13 protein-coding genes are annotated in these 19,719 nt (G+C 72.9%); 4 read left to right on the forward strand and 9 right to left on the reverse strand.

Going from position 1 to position 19,719, the window contains the following annotated elements:
* Nucleotides 1-12: 12 nt before the first annotated feature.
* From OO60_RS04620 to OO60_RS04640, 5 genes are all read right to left on the reverse strand, one after another.
* Nucleotides 13-678, reverse strand: a complete 666-nt coding sequence (locus OO60_RS04620) for a flavin reductase family protein (protein WP_004561923.1) — start codon at nucleotides 676-678, stop codon at nucleotides 13-15.
* Nucleotides 679-774: 96 nt separating this feature from the next.
* Nucleotides 775-1,593, reverse strand: a complete 819-nt coding sequence (locus OO60_RS04625) for an FAD binding domain-containing protein (RefSeq protein ID WP_004561924.1) — start codon at nucleotides 1,591-1,593, stop codon at nucleotides 775-777.
* Entirely contained in the window at nucleotides 1,590-2,060 is a 471-nt protein-coding gene (locus OO60_RS04630; protein ID WP_004561925.1) for a (2Fe-2S)-binding protein, read from the reverse strand. Before OO60_RS04630 ends, OO60_RS04625 begins: the two co-directional genes overlap by 4 nt.
* Entirely contained in the window at nucleotides 2,057-4,312 is a 2,256-nt protein-coding gene (locus tag OO60_RS04635; protein ID WP_033260819.1) for a xanthine dehydrogenase family protein molybdopterin-binding subunit, read from the reverse strand. Before OO60_RS04635 ends, OO60_RS04630 begins: the two co-directional genes overlap by 4 nt.
* A 30-nt stretch (nucleotides 4,313-4,342) precedes the next feature.
* Nucleotides 4,343-5,098 carry a sulfite exporter TauE/SafE family protein gene (locus OO60_RS04640; protein ID WP_033260820.1) on the reverse strand — a complete coding sequence of 252 codons (756 nt, stop codon included), beginning with the start codon at nucleotides 5,096-5,098 and terminating at the stop codon, nucleotides 4,343-4,345.
* 92 nt (nucleotides 5,099-5,190) lie between these two features.
* On the opposite strand from OO60_RS04640, the gene OO60_RS04645 reads away from it, so the two are divergent.
* The 3 genes from OO60_RS04645 to OO60_RS04655 all read left to right on the forward strand — a co-directional run bounded on the left by OO60_RS04645 (nucleotide 5,191) and on the right by OO60_RS04655 (nucleotide 10,038).
* Nucleotides 5,191-5,775: a dihydrofolate reductase family protein gene (locus OO60_RS04645; RefSeq protein WP_033260821.1), complete on the forward strand. Its 585-nt coding sequence runs from the start codon at nucleotides 5,191-5,193 to the stop codon at nucleotides 5,773-5,775.
* 117 nt (nucleotides 5,776-5,892) lie between these two features.
* Nucleotides 5,893-8,910, forward strand: a complete 3,018-nt coding sequence (locus OO60_RS04650) for a discoidin domain-containing protein (protein WP_033260822.1) — start codon at nucleotides 5,893-5,895, stop codon at nucleotides 8,908-8,910.
* Nucleotides 8,911-8,991: 81 nt separating this feature from the next.
* On the forward strand, nucleotides 8,992-10,038 hold the full coding sequence (locus tag OO60_RS04655; protein WP_003094591.1) for a LacI family DNA-binding transcriptional regulator: 1,047 nt from the start codon (nucleotides 8,992-8,994) through the stop codon (nucleotides 10,036-10,038).
* Here the strand turns inward: OO60_RS04655 and OO60_RS04660 are convergent.
* Both OO60_RS04660 and OO60_RS04665 read right to left on the reverse strand, forming a co-directional pair.
* A complete protein-coding gene (locus tag OO60_RS04660) occupies nucleotides 9,981-12,902 on the reverse strand; it encodes a glycoside hydrolase family 3 C-terminal domain-containing protein (RefSeq protein WP_003094594.1) in 2,922 nt (973 codons plus the stop codon). The genes OO60_RS04655 and OO60_RS04660 overlap by 58 nt on opposite strands.
* Nucleotides 12,899-14,602 carry a discoidin domain-containing protein gene (locus OO60_RS04665; protein ID WP_033260823.1) on the reverse strand — a complete coding sequence of 568 codons (1,704 nt, stop codon included), beginning with the start codon at nucleotides 14,600-14,602 and terminating at the stop codon, nucleotides 12,899-12,901. Before OO60_RS04665 ends, OO60_RS04660 begins: the two co-directional genes overlap by 4 nt.
* Before the next feature lie 452 nt (nucleotides 14,603-15,054).
* Between OO60_RS04665 and OO60_RS04670 the strand changes: the two genes are divergently transcribed.
* Nucleotides 15,055-17,265 (forward strand): discoidin domain-containing protein, encoded by a 2,211-nt coding sequence (locus tag OO60_RS04670; protein WP_003094599.1) that lies wholly within the window; start codon nucleotides 15,055-15,057, stop codon nucleotides 17,263-17,265.
* Here OO60_RS04670 and OO60_RS04675 read toward each other — a convergent pair.
* Nucleotides 17,167-18,702 carry an FAD-dependent monooxygenase gene (locus tag OO60_RS04675; protein WP_003094602.1) on the reverse strand — a complete coding sequence of 512 codons (1,536 nt, stop codon included), beginning with the start codon at nucleotides 18,700-18,702 and terminating at the stop codon, nucleotides 17,167-17,169. The genes OO60_RS04670 and OO60_RS04675 overlap by 99 nt on opposite strands.
* Entirely contained in the window at nucleotides 18,699-19,661 is a 963-nt protein-coding gene (locus tag OO60_RS04680) for an MBL fold metallo-hydrolase (protein ID WP_003094605.1), read from the reverse strand. Before OO60_RS04680 ends, OO60_RS04675 begins: the two co-directional genes overlap by 4 nt.
* Nucleotides 19,662-19,719 lie beyond the last annotated feature (58 nt).

The raw sequence follows: 19,719 nt of genomic DNA on the forward strand, positions 1-19,719 counted from the left end.
CCCGCGAACCGGTCAGACCCCGACGCGCCGGGCCCGCTCGATGTCCGGCCCCCGGTAGAGCCGTTCCGGGATCCGCGCCAGCGTCGAGGGGTGCACCTGCTCCCCCAGCCCGTAGAACTTCTGGAAACTCATGATGAGCGGCCGCCAGGCGTCGGGGTCGATGTGGTCGGCGGTGCCGGGCGTCCGGACCGCGTCGTGGACGAAGACGCGCTGCACCCGCACCTCGAACGCGACGACACCACCGTCCCCCACCGGGTGGTGGGCTTCGACCACCGCCTCCATGGCGACCGGGCACTCCGCAACCCGCGGCGGTGCCACGGTTTCCGACGGCACCGACGTGAGACCGGACCGCCCGAACTTGTCCGCCACGTGGAAGTACCCCCGCTCCTGCTTCCCGGGCGGAACCGGATCGGACCCGGTGGTCAGCGCCAGCCGGTCGACGGCCGGGGCGAGGGCGTCCGACGGCAGGTTGAGCACGCACTCACGGGTGCGCAGCAGGTTCGCCGTCGTCCGGGAGCGGGCCCCGAGGCCGAGCATCGCCCGCCAGCCGAGCCAGAACGCCGAGGACATCGGGGCCAGGTTGGCCGAACCGTCTTCGTTGGTACTGGAGATGAGGACGACCGGGGTGCCGAAGTAGAGGATTCCCGGCTCGATCGCCGTGTGCGCAACAGTTTCCACGCAGCCGAGTCTGCCGTCCACACCGGACCCGCGGCTGGCGGGAATCGGCCGTCGCAGTGCAGGGGCGGCGATGCACCGCAGCGCCGCCCCCGTCCGTCAGCTCCGCGAAGCCGCCTGCTGCAACGCCCGCCGCGTCAGCACCCGCGCCAGGTGACGCCGGTACTCCGCCGTCGCGTGGGGCTCGTCCGGCGGGTTCGTGCCCTCCGCCGCCAAGGCAGCCGCGTCTTCGATCGACGCGCCGGCCGCCAGTGCCTCCTCCGTGGCCGTCGCGCGCAGCGGGACTCCGCCCAGGTTCACCAGGCCGACGCGGCCGCCGGTGACCGCCACCCCGGCCATCGCCCAGTCGATCGCGCGGCGGGTGAACTTCTCGAAACCCCAGCCCTGGCCCGTCTGGGCCGGGAGGCGGATCTCCGTCAGCAGCTCCGCCGGCTCCAGCGGCGTCGTGAACGGGCCGAGGAAGAACTCCGCCGCCGGGATCCGGCGCTCCCCCGACGGGCCGCGGGCCACCAGGACCGCGTCCGACGCCAGGATCGCCGCGGGCAGGTCCGCCGCCGCGTCCGCGTGGACCAGGGAGCCGCCGATCGTGCCGCGGTGGCGGACCTGGCGGTCGCCCACGAGCCCGGAAACGTGCGCCAGCAGCGGCGCGTGCGCGAGCAGCACGGGATCCCGGACCAGGGAGCTGTACCGCGACAGCGCGCCGATCGCGACCTCGTCCCCTTCGAGCCGGACGTACCGCAGCTCGTCGAGCGCACCGATGTCGACCAGGTACTCCGGGGCGGCCAGGCGCAGCTTCATCAGCGGCAGCAGGGAATGCCCGCCGGCCAGCACCTTCGCGTCGTCGCCGTGGGAGGCCAGCAGCGCCAGTGCTTCGTCCACTGTGGACGCCCGCAGGTACTGGAAGGAAGCGGGGATCACCGGTCCACCTCCTGGCCCGAAGCGTCGATCACGGCGCTGACGATGTTGTGGTAGCCCGTGCAGCGGCACAGGTTGCCCTCGAGCCCGGCGCGGACCTCGTCGCGCGTCGGCTTCGGGTTGTCGGCCAGCAGCGACACCGACGCCATGATCATCCCCGGTGTGCAGAACCCGCACTGCAGGCCGTGCTGCTCGCGGAACGCCCGCTGCACCGGGTGCAGCGAACCGTCCGGCGCGGACAGTCCTTCGACGGTGGTGACCTCGTGGCCGTCGGCCTGCGCGGCCAGCACCGTGCACGACTTGACCGACTCGCCGTCGAGCAGCACCGTGCAGGCGCCGCACGACGTCGTGTCGCAGCCGATGTTCGTGGCGGTGAGCCCGGCGGTGTCGCGCAGGAAGTGCACCAGCAGCGTCCGGTCCGGCACCTCCTCGGTCACCGGCTGCCCGTTGACCTCGATCGAGACCTTCACTGCGCGCTTCCCTTCGAGAGTGCGGCCCAGACCCGGATCGGGGTCGTGGGCATGTCCAGGTGCCGGACGCCGCGCGCCGAAAGCGCGTCGACCACGGCGTTGTGCACCGCCGGCGTCGAGCCGATCGTCGCGGCTTCGCCGATCCCCTTGACGCCCAGCAGGTTCCGGTCGGTCGGGGTGGCCATGTCGACCAGCTCGAAGTCCGGCAGCTCGGCGGCGGTCACGAACGAGTAGTCCGCCAGTGACGCGGTCGTCGGGTTGCCGTCGTCGTCGTAGGTGACGACCTCCAGCAGGGCCTGGGCCGCGCCCTGGCCGAGGCCGCCGTGGCGCTGCCCGCGGAAGGTGAGCGGGTTGACGATCGGACCGGCGTCGTCGACCGCGACGATCCGGCGCAGCTCGACCTTGCCCGTCTCGGTGTCGACCTCGACCACGGCGAGGTGCGCGCCGAACGGGAACGTCGGCTGGCCGTCGCCGAACCAGACGTCGGCGGTCAGCTTGCCTTCCGACGCGGTTTCGGCGACCTGCGCCCAGCTGAGCACAGTGCTCGACGGCGCGCCGCGGACCTGCCAGACCCCGCGCTCGACATCGAGCTCCAGGTCGTCGGCGGCGGCTTCCAGCAGGTCCGCCGCCAGCTCGCGGGCCTGGGCGATCACCTCGTCGGCCGCCTGCCGGATCGCCGAGCCGCCCAGCTGCAGCGACCGGGAGCCGAACGTGCCGATCGCCTTGGGCACCTCGTCGGTGTCGCCGTGGCGGACGGTGATCTTCTCCAGCGGCACGCCGAGCCGGTCGGACAGCAGCATGGCCAGCGACGTGCCGAGCCCCTGCCCGTGCGGCGAGCTGCCGGTCCACGCGACGACCGAGCCGTCCGGGTGGATGTCGACCCGGCCGCTCTCGCCACCGCCGTCGCCGCCGGTGATCTCGACGTAGGCGGCGATGCCGAGGCCGAGTTCGACCGGGTCGCCCGCTTCGCGCCGCCGCTGCTGCTCGGCCCGCAACTCGGCGTACCCCGCCGCGTCCAGGACCTTGTCCAGGGCCGCCGCGTACTCGCCCGTGTCGTAGAAGGCGCCGGTCGGCGTCCGGTACGGGAACGCCTCGGGCGGGATGAAGTTGGCCCGGCGGACGTCCGCCGGGTCCAGGCCGATTTCGGCGGCGAACAGGTCCATCGCGCGCTCGACCGCGGCGGTCGCCTCCGGGCGGCCCGCGCCGCGGTAGGCCGCGATCGGGGTGGTGTTCGTGACGACCGCGCGGCTGCGCGTCTGGACCTGCGGGAACCGGTAGACGCCGACGGCCATCAGCTCGGTCAGCGTCGGCAGGAACAGCGTCCGCGGGTACGCGCCGGCGTCCTGGACGACGTCGAGGCGGTACGCGAGGACCGTGCCGTCGCGTTTCCCGCCGATGGTCACGGTGTTGAGCTGCGCGCGCCCGTGCGTCATCGACGTCAGGTTCTCGCTGCGCGACTCGACCCAGCGCACCGGCCGCCCGAGCTCGCGCGCGGCCCAGCCGAGCACGGTCGCCTCGGGATCCGCGCCGATCTTCGCGCCGAACCCGCCGCCGACGTCCGGCGCGATCACCCGCACCGATTCCTCGCCGACGCCGAGGCTCCCCGCCAGCTGCGACCGGGCGATCTGGGCGTTCTGCGTGGACAGCCAGGCCGTCAGCCTGCCGTCCTCGCCCCACGCGAAGGACGCGCCGCGCACTTCCAGCGGCGCGGGGGCGACGCGCTGGTTGGCGATCGTCTGCGTGACCACCACTTCGCAGTCTTCGAAGATCGCGTCGTCGAATTCCGCCATGCCGTTGACCTGCACGATGTTGCTGCCGGTCTCGGGGTACAGCAGCGTCTCGCCGTCCAGCGCGGCGCCGATGCTCGCGACCGCGTCCAGCGGCTCGTAGTCGACGTCGACGAGCTCGGCGGCGTCGGCCAGCTGGTAGCGCTCCTCGGTGAGGACCAGCGCGACGGGCTCGCCGACGTACCGCACCACCTCATCGGCCAGCCAAGGTTCCTTGACCGGCCCGGCCGGGTGCGGGTCGAGGCCGAGGTCGGCGGCGGTGAACACGCCGAGCACGCCCGGTGCCGCCTTCGCTTCGCTGACGTCGATGCCGCCAATCCGCGCGTGCGCGATCGGACTTCGCACGAAAACCGCGTGCGCGGCACCGGAAAGCGCTTCCGTCCGCAGATCGTCCACGTAGGTGCCGCCCGCGGTGATCAGGTTCTGATCCTCTTGGCGGACCACCCTGGTCCCGACAATGCTCATCTGGTCTCCTGCTCGCCGATACCCCGCCGATCATGCCCTCAGGCCGAGCACGACCGCCAGCCCCAGGCCGCCGATGCCGATCGCGATCCGCAACGGCGTCGCCGGCAGCCGGCGCACCAGGGCCGACCCCAGCCACGATCCGCCGAGCGAGCCGAGGCAGACGGCGAGCGCCGCGGGCCAGACGACCTTGCCGGTGATCGCGAAGACGATCGCCGCGAGGAGGTTCGCCGACCCGGTGACCAGGTTCTTCGCCGCGTTCGTCCGGGCGAGCGGCTGGTTCCAGGCGGTCACGAGCAGCGCGAGCATGAGCACGCCCGCGGCGGCGCCGAAGTACCCGCCGTAGACGCCGATCAGGAACGCGACGACGGCGGTCAGCGGGCTCAGGCCGTGGTGTTCGGCGCCTTCGGCGAGCCGCCGCAGGCGCGGGGCCGCCAGCAGCACCAGCGACGCTCCGCCGATCAACCACGGCACGATGACGGTGAACGCGCCGGACGGCGTCAGCAGCAGCACGAGGCCGCCGCACGCGCCGCCGACGGTGGTCAGGGCGCAGAGCGGGACGAGCCGGCGCCGCTGCCCGGCCAGCTCCGGCCGGGCGCCGGCGGCGGCACCCGCGGTGGTGCCCAGCATCGCGACGGTGTTGGTGATGTTCGCGGTCACCGGCGGCAGCCCCGCGGCGAGCAGCGCCGGGTAGGACACCAGGGACGCGAGCCCGGCGGTCGCCCCGGTCAGGCCGGCCCCGACGCCGGCCAGCACGAGCAGGAGCAGCACCCACGGGTCGGTGATCACGTTGTCATCAGATCACGCGGTCGCGGCGGTCGATCCGGGCCGCCGCCGTTCGTATGGGCGGTGACACACCCCGGCAGCGGAAGGGCCATTCGATGCGTTCGATCAACGTCACCATGAGCGTCACCCTCGACGGCGTCGTGCAGGGCCTCGGCCGGCCCGACGAGGACACCCGCGGCGGCTTCGCCCACGGCGGGTGGGGCACCCGCTACCAGGACGACGTCCTGGCCCGCGAGATGGCCGCGGGCATGAGCCGGCCCGGCGACATGCTCTTCGGCCGCCGCACCTGGCAGGACTTCACCACGGCGTGGAGCCGGCGGGCCGACGGCAACCCGTTCACCACGCACCTGAACGCCGCGACCAAGTACGTCGCCTCCACCACGCTGGACGACGCCGACGCCTGGCGGAACTCGGTCCTGCTCCGGGGAGACGCGGCGGACACCGTGGCCGAACTCAAGGCGCAGCCCGGCAAGGACCTGTCGGTCATCGGCAGCGCGTCGCTGGTGCGGGCGCTGCACGCCGCCGGTCTGGTCGACCGCTACACGCTGCTGATCCACCCCCTGACCCTCGGCACCGGCGCGCGCCTGTTCGGCGACGCGCCGCTCGCCGAGTTCGCCCTCGTCAGCTGCGTCACCACCACGAAGGGCGTCTTGATCGCGCGGTACGACCGCCGGGTATAGGCCGTTATACGAAAACGTTGTCCGAAACCGGACGGGATCCGCCGCCGGGCTTGCCGGGCGCGGCGGCGGCGTCCCAGAATCCGCGCTGACAAGGTTGTCAACGCGAAGGGCCGGAGCATGGGCGAGCTGGACCGGCGGCAGGCGCTGCGGCTGCTGGGGGCGGGCGGCGCGGCGGCCGCGCTCGTGTCGGGCCTGCTGCCCGGGCTCGCGCGGGCCGCGGACGGCGGCCCGCCCGACGCCGTCGCGGCGACCTACCTGCGCGTGCTGCTGCGGCACACGCGCTGGGCCGAGCAGCAGTTCGACCCGGCCACCGGCACCTATCCGCTGCGCGACTTCACCTTCGCCGTCGTGCTCGGCAACGCCGTGCTGCTGACCCGCGACGGCTACGACCCCGCGATCGCCGGCGTCGGCCGGGAAACCCTGCGCGACCACACGCTGGCCACGGTCCGCCGGTTCGCCGCGTCGAACCGGCTCGCCGGCGGCGCCGACTGGGGCCGCAAGCTGTTCTTCGACACGACCTTCCAGTCGTACTTCCTGCTCGCCGCCCGTCTGCTGTGGACGGACCTCGACGACGTCACGAGGCAGCACGTCGAGCGCATCACCACCGGCCAGGCCGCCTACACCACCGCCCTCGGCACCGGCGACGACCCCGATTCGGGCAGCTGGACGCCGAACGGCCTGCGCGGCGGCCACGTCGGGGACACCAAGCTGGAAGAGATGGGCGTCTACGCCCAGTCGCTCGCCCCCGCGCTCGCGTGGGCGCCCGCCGACCCGCGGGCGGGCGATTGGCGGGACGCGTTCGGGGCGTGGAGCCGCAACGAAGCCGGGCTGCTGGCCGCCGACCTGGCCAACCCGCGGCTCGTCGACGGCCGCCCGGTCAGCGCCAACACCGCGACGAACCTCTACGACACCTTCCTCGTCGAGAACCACGGTTCGTTCGGCCCGCACTACCAGGAAGAGCTCTGGCGCACGTCCGGCCGCAACGCGATGCACTTCCTCGCCGCCGGCACGCCGCTGCCCGAAGTGCTCACCGCGCAGCCGAACGGCGAACTGCTCTGGCGCACGATGCTGCTGATGACCAGCGACGCCGGTGAGCCGCTGATGCCGATGGTCGCCGACCGCGAGCACCTCTACGGCCGCGACGTCATCCCGCTGGCCTTCCGCGCCCAGGTGCTCGGCGACCGCTTCGCCGCCCACGCCGAAGCGCGGCTGGCCGCGCGGCTCGAGCCCTACCAGGCCTACGCCCCCGCCGACCGGATCACGAAGTTCTCGGGCGAGCCGAAGTACGAGCCGGAGGCCCGTGCCGAGCTCGCCATCAGCTACCTGCTGCACGAGTGGCGCGCGAACCACGGCGGGCCGGTCGTGCCGGTGAGCGACCGGGAGTTCGACGCCCACGCGGCCGGGGTGGCCGACTTCGGCGCCGGGCCGGGCCTGCTCGCCCACCGCTCCCCCGCCGCGTGGGCCGGCACGGTCAGCAAGCCCGGGTTCGTGAAGTTCGCCTGGCAGCCGCACCACGACGACTGGCTGTTCGTGCTCGGCGGCGCGAACCCGATGCTGCTGCCGTCCACGAACCTCGCAGTGCGCGAACGGCACGCCACGGCGTACGCGAAGATCCGCGACGGCTTCGACGGTACCGTCGGCGTCCTGCGTTTCGACACCGGGTACGCCGCTTTCGCCACCCTCCCGACCGGCGCCGCCGTGTACGCCAGCACGGGCGTCGCCGAGGGCGAAGGCGTGCTGAACGTCTACAACCTGACCATGCCCGGCGTGCCCGGACTCGACGGCGACCGCACCTACACCGCCGCCGAAGGCAGCGTCACCCTCAAGGCGCAGACCCCGGGGGTCCGGACCGACGACGTCGTGTTCGCCCCGGTGACCGCCCGGCACGTCCGGATGATCGGCGTCCGGCCGGACCCGCAGTACGGCTATTCGCTGTGGGCCTTCGAGGTCCGCGACGGCGACGGGCCGGACCTCGCCCGCACCGGGACGGCGTCGGCGTCCTCGGCCACCGCGGGCAAGGAGGCGAAGTACGCCGTCGACGGCGACGCCACCACCCGCTGGGCAGTGTCCACATCGGACCGTCCGCGGGCGGACAGCTGGCTCGCCGTCGACCTGGGTGCCCCGCGGACGGTCGACCGCGTCCGGCTGAGCTGGGAAGCGGCCGCCGGGCGCGGGTACCGCATCGAAACCTCGCCGGACGGCATGGCCTGGACGACCGCGGCGGCCTACCCGGTGCCCGCGCTCAGCAGCACGCAAGGCCGGCTGGACATCGACGGCCGCGCGGGGATCACCGTCGCGGGCCCGAACCCGCTCACCGTCACCGGCGACCGCGTCACGCTCTCCGACGGCCCGCCCGCCCCCTTAGTCGCCGAGCTGTACCCCGGCCCCGCGCAGCCGAGCGGCCGGGTCCCGGCCGGAGCGGCCGAAGCCACCGTCACCGACGGCTTCCTCGTGCTGCTCAACCTCTCCGGCGCCGCGGCGAGCGGCACGGCGGTCCTGCCGGGAGACCGCGGCACCCGCCGGCTCTACCACGGCGAGCAGACCGTCACCCGGACCGGCACGGTGCTTTCCTACGCACTGGCCGCGGCGGAGGGCCGCATCGAGCCCCCGCGGTTCACCCTCAGCGGCCCCGCCGGGGTGACGGCAGTCGTCCGCGACGCGAGCCGGGTCGACCTGACCGCGCCGGCCGGGCTGCTGCCCGTGCTGGTCACCGTGACGCCGGAGGGCGGGCGCGCCCGACCGGTGCTGCTGCCGCCGCGCCGGACCGTGCCGGTCGTCTTCGGCGACGTCCGCCCGTATCCCCTGGCCGACCGCGCGCTCGGGCGGACCACCTTCCCCGCCGAGCCGCTGCCGCCGGGGATGTCCAGCCCGGCCGCGGCCGTCGACGACGACCCGGCGACGGCGTGGCGGCCGGGTCCCGGCGGCCGGATGGTGGTCGATCTCGGCGCGGTGACAGCGGTTTCCGCGGTCGAGCTGACCTGGACCCGTGGCCGGGTGCCCGCGGCCACCGTCGAACTCAGCGCCGACGGCGTCACCTACACGGCCACCGGCACCGGACCGGCGCGGTACGTCGCCGTCCGCACGGCCTGGCGAAGCGGCGACGCGGGTCTCGTGCGGTTGTCCGTCCGGACTTGATCGATCTCGGACCCCTCGCGCCGGGCCCGCGGGCGGGTACCTTGGCAGCACCGGGGTTCGCCACCCCGACCGGGAGGACGGATGCGCGTCACGATCGCCGAAGTCGCCCGCCGCGCGCGGGTGAGCAAGACGACCGTGTCGCGGGTGCTCAACAACAAGGCCGACGTGGACGCCGCGACCGCGATCCGGGTGCGCGAGGTGATCGCCGCGACCGGGTACATCCCCAGCGCCGGCGCGGTCGGGCTGGCGCGCGGGGTGACGCGCACGGTCGGGATGCTGGTGCCCGGCCTGACCTGGCCGTGGATGGGCGAGGTCCTGCAGGGCGTGGCCGACGTCGTGGAGTCGAAGGGCTACGGCCTGCTGCTGTCCACCGCCAACCGCGGCCCCGACTCGCTGGAGGAGTTCTCGCGCCAGGTGTCGGCGAAGGCGTTCGACGGCCTGCTGCTGGTGGAACCGCCGGACGCGGTGCGGCACCTGCGCGTGCTGCACGACTCCGGGCTGCCGGTGGTGGTGATCGACGACCGCGGCCGCCGTCCCGCGTTCCCGTCGGTGGGCACGGACAACCGCCAGGGCGGCGCCACGGCGGCCCGGCACCTGCTGGAGACGGGCCGGACGCGCCTGGCCACCGTCACCGGGCCGCGCGACTTCGGCTGCACCGCCGACCGGCTCAACGGGTTCAACGAGGCCGTCCTGGACGCGGGCCTGACGCTCGACTCGCGGCTGATCATCGAAGGCGACTTCACGAGCGAAAGCGGGGAGGCCGCGATCCTCCAGCTGCTGCACTCCGGCCCGGAGTTCGACGCCGTCTTCGCGCACAACGACCTCACCGCGGCGGGCGTGCTGGCCGGCCTCCGCAAGTCCGGCCGGTCGGTGCCGGGGGACGTCGCCGTGGTCGGCTTCGACGACATCCCCCTGGCCGCGCACACCCAGCCGCCGCTCACCACGATCCGCCAGCCGCTGCGGCAGATGGGCGAGACGGCGGCCGGGCAGCTGCTCGACCGGCTCGCCGGCGCGCCGTCGCCGGAGAGCCCGGTGATCGTCCCGACCTCCCTGGTGGTCCGGGAGTCGACTCAGGAAACGGTCAGCGCCCCCGAGAGCGGGACGTTGCGCGAGGAATCGCCGACGTAGACGCGGTACTGGCCCGCGTTCGCCGTCCACGCGCCGCTCCAGTGCGCCAGGTCCCGCGGGGTGAGCGGGAACGACACCTGAGCGCTCTGCCCGGGGTTCAGCTGCACCTTCTTGAACCCCTTCAGCTGCTTCGGCGGCTCGCCGTTGGCGGCCGGCTGGCCGACGTACAGCTGGACGACGTCCGCGCCCGCCCGGGTGCCGGTGTTGGTCACCGTCGCCGTCACCGTCGCGGCGCCGTTCGTGCCCTGCGGCGTGACGACCAGGTTCGAGAACCCGAACGTCGTGTACGACAGGCCGAAGCCGAACGGGAACAGCGGTTCGAGGTTGCGGCTGTCGTACCAGCGGTAGCCGACGTTGAGCCCCTCCGAGTACTCGATCCGGTCGTTCGCGCCCGGGAACTGCTGGACGTTCGCCGTCGGCAGGTCGGCGAGCTGCTTCGGGAAGCTGACCGGCAGCTTGCCCGACGGGTTGACGTCGCCGTAGAGCAGCGACGCGATCGCGTTCCCGTTCTCCTGGCCCGGGTACCAGCCCTCGAGCACCGCCGCGACCTTGCCCAGCCACGGCATGGTGACCGCCGAACCGGTGTTGAGCACGACGACCGTGCGCGGGTTGGCCGAGGCGACGGCGTCGATCAGCTCGTTCTGCTGGTGCTGCAGGTCGATGCTGTCGAGGTCCTGGGTCTCGGACTCGCCGTAGCTGGCGAACACGACGGCGACGTCGGCGGCTTTCGCGGCGGCCACCGCACCGGGGATGTCCGGCGTCTGCACGTGCTCACCGGCGCCGTCCACATAGGACACGGTGACGCCGGAGCCGGCCCGCGCCCTGATGCCGTTGATCGGGTTCACCGACGCCGGCGACGGGTTGACCTTGGCGCTGCCGCCGCCGATGTTCTGTGGGTCGATGGCGTCCCCGCCGGACAGGGCGATGGACTTGACCGACGAGCCCAGGGGCAGCACGCCGGTGTTCTTCAGCAGCACCGCCCCGGCCGCGGCGACGTCCCGGGCGGTGGCGACGTTGGCCGCGTTCGTCACGACGGACTGCGGGGTGCCCCGGCGGGCCCGGTCGAAGACGCCGAACCGGAACAGCTGGGTCAGCACCCGCCGGACCATGTCGTCGACGCGCGCCTGCGTGACCTCGCCGCGGGCAACCGCGTCGAGCAGGCCCTGGCCGAAGAACGCGCCGCCGGGCAGCTCCATGTCGAGGCCGCCGTTGGCCAGCTGCCGGGCGCCGCCGGTGGCCGAGCCCCAGTCCGAGCCGACGAACCCGCCCCACCCGGCGTCCTGCTTGATCGCCTGCGTCAGCACGCCGGCGCTCTGGCAGGCCGGGACGCCGTTGATCTGGTTGTAGGCGCACATCATCGACGCGACCTGGCCCTGGCTCGCCACCTGCTGGAAGGCCGGCAGGTAGAGCTCGTGCAGGGTCCGGTCGTCGATGATGACGTTGTCCGACGGGGTCCCGCGTGACGCACCGGCCTCGACGTTGTAGGCGGCCGCGTGCTTGGCCTGCGCCATCACGCCCTGGCTCTGGATGCCCTGGATGGTCGCGGTCCCGGCCGCCCCGGCGAGGTACGGGTCTTCGGCGTAGGTCTCGAAGTTGCGCCCCCACCGCGGGTCGCGGACCAGGTTGATCGTCGGGCCGAGGGCGATGTCGACGCCCTTGCCGGCGAACTCGGCACCCATCGCGCTGCCGTACCGGTTCAGCAGCGCGGTGTCCCAGGTCGCGGCGGCCGTCACCGGCGCCGGGAACTGGGTGACGCCGTCGAGGCCGTCACCGACCCCGGCCGGGCCGTCCTGCAGGCCGAGCGCCGGGATGCACAGCTCGGGCACGGCGTCGGTGTTGCCGATGTACGGCCCCGTGGCGCCGTTGCCGTGCAGCACCTTGACCTTCTGCTGCGGGCTCATGACGGCCATCAGCTGGTTCACCCGGTCGGCGACCGGTGCGGTCGACCCCACCCACGGGCAGCCCCCCGGGTTGGTCGGGGTGGTCGTCGGCGGGGCGCTGTCGGAGGTGTGCACCGCGAATTCCCACAGCGAGACGCCCCACTGGGTGGCCCGCGCGGTGGCGGTCAGCCGGACGTACCGCGCGGTCCCGGACACCGCCGGGTGCTCGGTCCCGCCGGTCCCCGCCACGGTCGCGGCGGTGGTCCACGTCGAGCCGTCGGCCGATAGCTCGATCCGGTACGCGCTCGCGTAGGCCGTCTCCCACGTCAGGTCGACGCCGCAGACGGGACGCGCGCTGCCCAGGTCGACCTGGATCGACTGCGGGTCGGCGGCCAGGCTCGACCACCGCGTCCCGAGGTCGCCGTCGAAGGCCGCCGACGCCGGGAACGCGTCCGACTGGACGCTGGACGCCGTCGCCGGCTGCCGCAGGGCCGCGTTCGCGCTGCCGCACGCCTGCGCCGAGCCGTCACCGAAGACCTGGAACTCCCAGAGCGAGACGCCCCACTGGGTGGCCCGCGCGGTGGTGGTCAGCCGGACGTACCGGCCGCTGCCGGACACCGGCAGCGTCTGCGTGCCGCCGGTGCCGGTCGTCGTCGAGTACACAGTGGACCATTGGCTGCCGTCGGCGGACGCCTGGATGGTGAACGCCCGCGCGTAGGCGGCCTCCCACTGGAGCACGACCTGGTTCAGCGTGTGCGCCGCACCGAGGTCGACCTGCAGCGTCTGCGGGTCCGAGGCCTGGCTCGACCAGCGCGTCCCGGGGTCGCCGTCCACCGCCGCGGACGCCGGGAAGGCGGCGCTCTCGGTGGAGGACGCGGTCACGGCGTGCCCCTGCGACAGCAGCGTGGGGGCCGCCTGGGCGATGAACGGCGGGACGGCGAGCAACGCCACCGTGACCGCGGCACCGAGGGCGAGCCGCTTCACTGGTACACCCGCACGTAGTCGATCACCATGTCCTGCGGCAGGACGGTCCCGGCGCCCGGCGGACCGGGGAAGTCGCCGCCGATGGCGTTGTTGAGGATCAGGAAGAACGGGTGGTCGTACACCCACGGGCCGCGCGTGCTCTCGACCGTGTCGCGGTTGATCGTCTCGAAGGCGTTCCCGTCCACGGAGAAGGTCATGTGCGAGGCGTCCCAGTCGAGACCGAACTTGTGGAACCCGGCCGAGACGTCCTGGCCGAGGTCGAGCGGGGCGCCGATGCCGCCGGCGCCGTTGTAGGCCGGGGCGTGGATGGTCGAGTAGGCCAGGTTCGGCGACTTGCCGACGTGTTCCATGATGTCGATCTCGCCGCAGTTCGGCCACGGCGTGCCGCTGAAGAAGTTGGCGCCCAGCAGCCAGAACGCGGGCCACAGCCCCTGGGTCCCGGACACCTTGATGTTCGCCTCGACGTGGCCGTAGGTGAAGCTGAACTTGCCGGCCGTGTTGATCCGGCCGGAGGTGTACTGGCAGGTCGTGCTGCCGCTGACCGGGTCGCGCGGGCAGGCGCTGCCCGGCGTCGCTTCCCGGCGGACCTGGATGACGAGGTTGCCGCGGCCGTCCTGCTTGGCGTTGTTGTTGTTCGTGTAGTACTCGAGTTCGTTGTTCACGCCGGGCCCGGTCTCGGCCGTCCACTTGCTCGCGTCGGGGGCCGCGCCCGCGGCGCCGTTGAACTCGTCGCTCCAGACCAGCGTGCCGGGGAAGTGCGGGGCGGGTGGCGCGGGCGGCGGCTGGGTCGGGTTGCCGCCGGTGCCGTAGACGTCGAAGCCCCACAGCGAGTAGCCGTAGCCGTTGGAGCGGGCGGTGCCGTACATCCGGACGTACCGGCCGGAACCGTTGACCGTCAGCGTCTCCTTGAAGCCCTTGCCCGTGGTGGTCGAGTAGAGCGTGGTCCAGTTCGCGTTGTCGTTCGACACCTGGATCTGGTACGCGACCGCGTAGGCCGGGTCCCACTGCAGGACCACCTGGTGGACCGCCGCCGTCGCGCCGAGGTCGACGGTGAGCCAGCCCGGGTCGACCCAGCCGGTGGTCGCGCTGGTCGCCCAGCGCGTGGCCGGGTCGTGGTCGAACGCCTTGGCCGGGACGCAGCCGGGGCACGCGCCGTCGTCCTGGTACGAGGACGCCGTGCCGGGCTTGCCGTAGGACAGCAGGACGTCACCGGGCTGCGTGCTGCCGCCGCCGTAGACCTGGAACTCCCAGAGCGAGTAGCCGTACTGGGTGGCCCGCTGGGTGCCGGTCAGCCGGACGTACCGGCCACTGCCGGTGACGTTCAGGGTCTGCGTGCCGCCGGTGCCGGTCGTGGTCGAGTAGAGGGTGGTCCAGGTGGCACCGTCGGCGGACGCCTGGAGCGTGAACGCCTTGGCGTAGGCGGCTTCCCAGCTCAGCACGACCTGCGTCAGCTGCTGGGCCGAGCCGAGGTCGACCTGGAGGTACTGCGGATCGCTGAAGCCGCTCGACCAGCGCGTGCCGGGGTCGCCGTCGACGGCGGCCGAGGCTGGGAAGGCGGCGGATTCCGCCGAGGACGCCGTCACCGGGCGGCCTTGGGAGAGCAGGACGGGCGCGGCCTGGGCGGCCGGCGGGGTGAGCAGGGCGGCCAGGATCAGGACGAGGACGGCGAGAACCCGGGTTCCCGTCATGCGGCGTTGCATGGGCACCTCCACGGCGAACCGGCGCCGGGGCGGCCTTTGCCCCGGCGCGGATCGGCTCACGTGGTCTCCGGCGCGGGTGTGGGTCCCGGCCGTCGGCACGCTCTTAGTTCAAGATATAAATAAAGAGCCGTAAAATGTCAACGGCCCCGGGCCGGACACTGGTCCGGGAGAACGAATCCGCCGTGGGTCCTTGACGCAGGCGAACTTCGCGCTGTTAACTGCGGACTCACCGACGGAACCGGTTCCGTGACCGCCACCGGGACGGCTCCGCCGCGACCAGCACCTTTCGGGCTGGCCGGTTCGCGCTCACCCCTGCTCCGGTACCGCTCCTCCGGCTCACGGCGCCGGACGGGGTGCCGGGCGCGAACCCGCCGCACCACCCGATGCCGGCGCGAGCTGTGGGGCTCCGCCGGTCCGCTTTCGCACGTCCTCCCCCGATCACAGGCAGGCTCATGAGATCGACGACGCTCTCCCCCGTCCACCGTCTCCTCGTCATCGCCACCACCTTCGTCACCGCGGTCACCACCGCGGCCGTGGTCGGCTCCGCACCGGCCCAGGCCGCCGCGTGCGGCAGCACGAACCTCGCGCAGGGCCGTCCCGCGACCGCGTCGTCCACCGAGAACGGCGGGACGCCCGCGTCCGCCGCGGTCGACGGCAACGCCGGCACGCGCTGGTCGAGCGCGTTCAGCGACCCGCAGTGGCTGCAGGTCGACCTCGGCTCGGCCCAGCAGCTCTGCGACGTCGTGCTCAGCTGGGAAGCCGCGTACGCGAAGGCGTTCAGCGTCCAGCTGTCCACCGACGCGAGCACCTGGACCAGCGCGTACTCGACCACCACCGGCGCCGGCGGCACGCAGACCGTGTCCCTCTCCGGAACGGCCCGCTACCTGCGCGTCTACGGCACCCAGCGGGCGACCGGCTACGGCTACTCCCTGTGGGAGGTGGCCGTGCACGGCACCGGCGGCAGCACGATCCCGCCGACCGACCCGCGCAACCCGGACTTCGGGCCGAACGTGTCGGTGTTCGACCCCTCGACCCCGGCCGCGACGATCCAGAACCGGCTGACGCAGATCGCGAACCAGCAGCACACCAACCAGTTCGGCAACGAGCGCTACGCCGTGCTGTTCAAGCCGGGCACTTACAGCGCCGACGTCAACCTCGGCTTCTACGAGCAGGTCGCAGGCCTGGGCCTGTCCCCCGACGACGTCAACCTCAACGGCCACGTCCGCGTCGAGGCGGACTGGCTGCAGCAGGGCGACAACCCGAACAACAAGGGCAACGCGACGCAGAACTTCTGGCGGTCCGCCGAGAACCTGTCGGTGACGCTGCCGGCCGGCCAGGTCGAACGCTGGGCCGTCGCGCAGGCCGCGCCCTACCGCCGGATGCACCTGAAGGGCAGCCAGATCCAGCTGTGGAACGGCGGCGACGGCTGGGCCAGTGGCGGCCTGATCGCCGACAGCAAGATCGACGGCGTCGCGGTTTCCGGTTCGCAGCAGCAGTTCCTGACCCGCAACAGCGAGCTGGGCGGCTGGCAGGGCGGCGTGTGGAACATGGTGTTCGTCGGCTCGACCGGCACCCCGCCGGCGTCCTTCCCGAACCCGCCGGAGACGGTCGTCGGCCAGACCCCGGTGATCCGCGAAAAGCCGTTCCTCTACGTCGACGGCTCGGGCAGCTACAACGTGTTCGTCCCGGCGCTGCGGCAGAACTCGTCGGGCACGAGCTGGGGCCACGGCACCCCGGCCGGGCAGTCGATTTCGCTCAGCGAGTTCTACGTCGCGCACCCGTCCGATTCGGCCGCGACGCTCAACGCGGCTTTGGCCGCGGGCAAGAACCTCCTGGTGACGCCCGGGGTGTACCACCTCGACCAGGCGCTGAACGTCACGCGCCCGGACACCGTGGTGCTCGGCCTCGGCCTGGCGACGCTGATGCCGACCAACGGCACCGCGGCCATCACCACGTCCGATGTGGACGGTGTGAAGATCGCCGGGCTGCTGGTCGACGCGGGCGCGGTGAACTCGCCGGTGCTCGTCCAGATCGGCCAGCCGGGGTCGAACGCCAACCACGCGGGTGACCCGACGTCGCTGCACGACGTGTTCTTCCGGATCGGCGGCGCGGCCGTCGGGAAGGCCACCCAGACGCTGGTGGTCAACTCGAACAACGTCATCGGCGACCACATGTGGCTGTGGCGCGGCGATCACTCGAACGGCGTCGGCTGGAACGTCAACACCGCGGCCAACGGCCTGGTCGTCAACGGCGCCAACGTCACGATGTACGGCCTGTTCGTCGAGCACTACCAGCAGTACGAGGTGCTGTGGAACGGCAACGGCGGGCGGACGTACTTCTTCCAGAACGAAATGCCGTACGACCCGCCGGACCAGGCGACCTGGTCCAGCGGCGGCGGGCGGCAGGGCTGGGCGGCGTACAAGGTGGCCGACTCGGTGACCAGCCACGAAGGCTGGGGCCTGGGCAGCTACTGCTTCTTCAACACCAACCCGTCCATTGTGGCCAGTCATTCGTTCGAGGTGCCGAACAACAGCGGAGTCCGGTTCCACAACCTCGTCTCGGTGTCACTCGGCGGCGTGGGCACGATCGCCCACGTCATCAACGATGCGGGTGACGCCGCGAACACCGGGCACCAGGTGAGCCCGCTGGTCTCCTACCCGTAGCACCGCGGCGACGTACGCGTCCGGGCGGACCAGCCAGGCTTCGCCCGGACGCGCACCCAGCGACCCGCCCGGCGGGATCTCCGCCGACCGCACCCCTTCGGCCCGCACGCCCGGGGTCGTGAGCACCAGGAACCCCTGCCGGGCCAGGTCCCGCAACCGTCCACTCGCGACGGTGACGTCCGGGAGCAGCACCCCCGGTCCCGGTGGCGGCAACGCACCCCGCGGTGGCCGTCCGGCGAACGGCCGCCGCGGGTCCGGTGTGGTCAGTGGCGAATCCGCGTACCAGAACGGTTCCGCCAGCCGGCCCGAGTCGACCTGCGCGCAGGCCGCCGGGTCGTCCGCGGCCCGGGTGAGGACGTCGAGCCGGCGCCGGTGCCGGTCCTCGTCCTGGGGCACCAGGAAATCCATCGTGGCCGTGGTGACGGCCGCGTTCTCCACGGCCGCCGCGTGCCGCTCGGCGTGGTAGCTCTCCAGCAGCTCCTCCCCCGCGTCGCCGCGCAGGACGGCGGCCAGCTTCCAGGCCGCGTTCTCCGCGTCGGCCACGCCGGAGTTGAGGCCGCGCGCCCCGAACGGCGCGACCAGGTGCGCGCAGTCCCCGGCCAGCAGCACGCGGCCGACGCGCATCCGGTCCACCAGCCGCGTGTGGAAGCGGTACACCGAGCGCCAGACCACCTCGTACGGCCGGTCGCCGACGATCGCCCGGATCCGGTGGTCGAGCGCGCCGCCCGATTCCTCGGCGGTGAGGTCGTAGTCCTCGGGGACCTGCCAGTCGATGCGGAACTCCGAGCCGGGGCACGGGTGGATGAGCACCTGGCGGCCGGGGTTCCACGGCGGGTCGAAGTAGAACCGCCGCTCGGCCGCCCAGCCGGGCAGGTCGGCGCGGATGTCGCAGATCAGGAACAGGTCCCGGAACGACACGCCGTCGAGGTGCTGCCCGAGCGCCCGCCGCACGGTGTCGCCGCGCGCGCCCGCGCAGGCGATCGCGTAGTCGGCCTCGATCCGGCGTGGCCCGTCCTTCGTCTCGCAGTGGATTTCGACGCAGCCGGGCTGGGTCAGGCCGGTGACGCGGTGGCCGCGGCGGACGTCGATCAGCGGCTGTCGCGCGACGAGCTCGTCGAGGACCGCCTCGACGCGGGCCTGCGACAGGTTGACGAACGGCGGGAGCGCGGACCCCGCGCCGGGCAGCGTCAACGAGAACAGCTCGCGGTCGCGGTGGAACGTCCGTGCGGTCGTCCAGGTGAGGCCCTCCTCGGCGAGGCACCCGGCGCCGAGCGACGCCCAGACGTCCAAGGTGTCCCGTTGCTGGCAGATGGCCTTGGACCCGACGGGGTCGCGCACCTCGTGCTCGTCGAGGAGCACGACCGGGACGCCCCAGCGCGCGAGCAGCAGCGCGGCGGTCTGGCCGACCGGGCCGCTGCCGAGGACGGCGACCGTCATCCCTGGAGCTGGTCCCAGACTTCGCGGTCGCGTTCGGCCGTCCAGACCACCGGCCGTTCGACGCCGCCCAGTTCGTCCCACAGCCGCGAGACGTCGAAGGGCAGGCAGTGCTCGAAGATCGGCCAGTGCCCGTACTGGTCGTTCAGGGCCGCGTGAGTGCGTTCGAAGGCTTCCTTGAGCGTGCCGCCGGCGTCGCGGACCGCGCCGACCTCGCGCAGCATCGTGGTCAGGAAGTGCCGGGTCTGTGCGATGGCGGCGTCGACCGCCTCGCGGCCGCGGCTCACCCCGCCGCGGCCGCCGATCAGCGTCTCGGCCCCGAAGGCGGCCACCCGGTCCAAAGTGGACGAGGACCAGTCGCGGTGGAACGCGTCGCCGGTGTACAGCGCGGCTTCGGCTTCCACGAGGTCGCCGGCGTAGAGGATCTGCTCGCGGGGCAGCCAGGCGACGAGGTCGCCCTCGGTGTGGCCGCGCCCGCAGTACTGCAGCACGAGGTCGCCGCGGTCGCCGCCGAGGTCGATGGTGAGCCGGTCGGAGAAGGTCAGCGTCGGCCAGGTCAGCCCGGGCACCGATTCGGCGCCCTTCGCCAGCCGCGGCATCCGGCCGAACTCGCTTTCCCAGTCCTCCTTGCCGCGCTCGGCGACCAGGGCGCGGGTGTTCTCGTGCGCGACGATCACGTCGGCGCCGAACGCGGAGGCGCCGAGCACGCGCACCGCGTGGTAGTGGCTCAGCACCAGGTAGCGCACGGGTTTGTCGGTGTGTTCACGCAGTTTCGCGAGCCACTCGGCGGCCGCGACGGGGGTGGCCAGCGCCTCGAAGCAGACGAGGAAGTCCTCCCCTTCGATCGCGCCGATGTTGGGGTCGCCCTCGGCGGTCAGGGCGTAGACGCCGTCGGCGAGGACTTCCAGGGTCTGCGCTTTCTCCGCCAGGTCGGCCGAAGAGGCGAAGGCTTTCTTCGTCACGGCGAGCGCTCCTTGATCGTCAAAGGATTGACTACTTCGGGTCAGGCTAGCCCCGCCG

Source organism: Amycolatopsis vancoresmycina (assembly GCF_000716785.1).
Classification (GTDB): domain Bacteria; phylum Actinomycetota; class Actinomycetes; order Mycobacteriales; family Pseudonocardiaceae; genus Amycolatopsis; species Amycolatopsis vancoresmycina.

Excerpts from the sequence above, each read along its gene's own strand:
- OO60_RS04635 (WP_033260819.1), bottom strand. The coding sequence starts at position 4,312 with ATGAGCATTGTCGGGACCAGGGTGGTCCGCCAAGAGGATCAGAACCTG.
- OO60_RS04645 (WP_033260821.1), top strand. The coding sequence starts at position 5,191 with ATGCGTTCGATCAACGTCACCATGAGCGTCACCCTCGACGGCGTCGTG.
- OO60_RS04650 (WP_033260822.1), top strand. The coding sequence starts at position 5,893 with ATGGGCGAGCTGGACCGGCGGCAGGCGCTGCGGCTGCTGGGGGCGGGC.
- OO60_RS04655 (WP_003094591.1), top strand. The coding sequence starts at position 8,992 with ATGCGCGTCACGATCGCCGAAGTCGCCCGCCGCGCGCGGGTGAGCAAG.
- OO60_RS04665 (WP_033260823.1), bottom strand. The coding sequence starts at position 14,602 with ATGCAACGCCGCATGACGGGAACCCGGGTTCTCGCCGTCCTCGTCCTG.
- OO60_RS04670 (WP_003094599.1), top strand. The coding sequence starts at position 15,055 with ATGAGATCGACGACGCTCTCCCCCGTCCACCGTCTCCTCGTCATCGCC.
- OO60_RS04675 (WP_003094602.1), bottom strand. The coding sequence starts at position 18,702 with ATGACGGTCGCCGTCCTCGGCAGCGGCCCGGTCGGCCAGACCGCCGCG.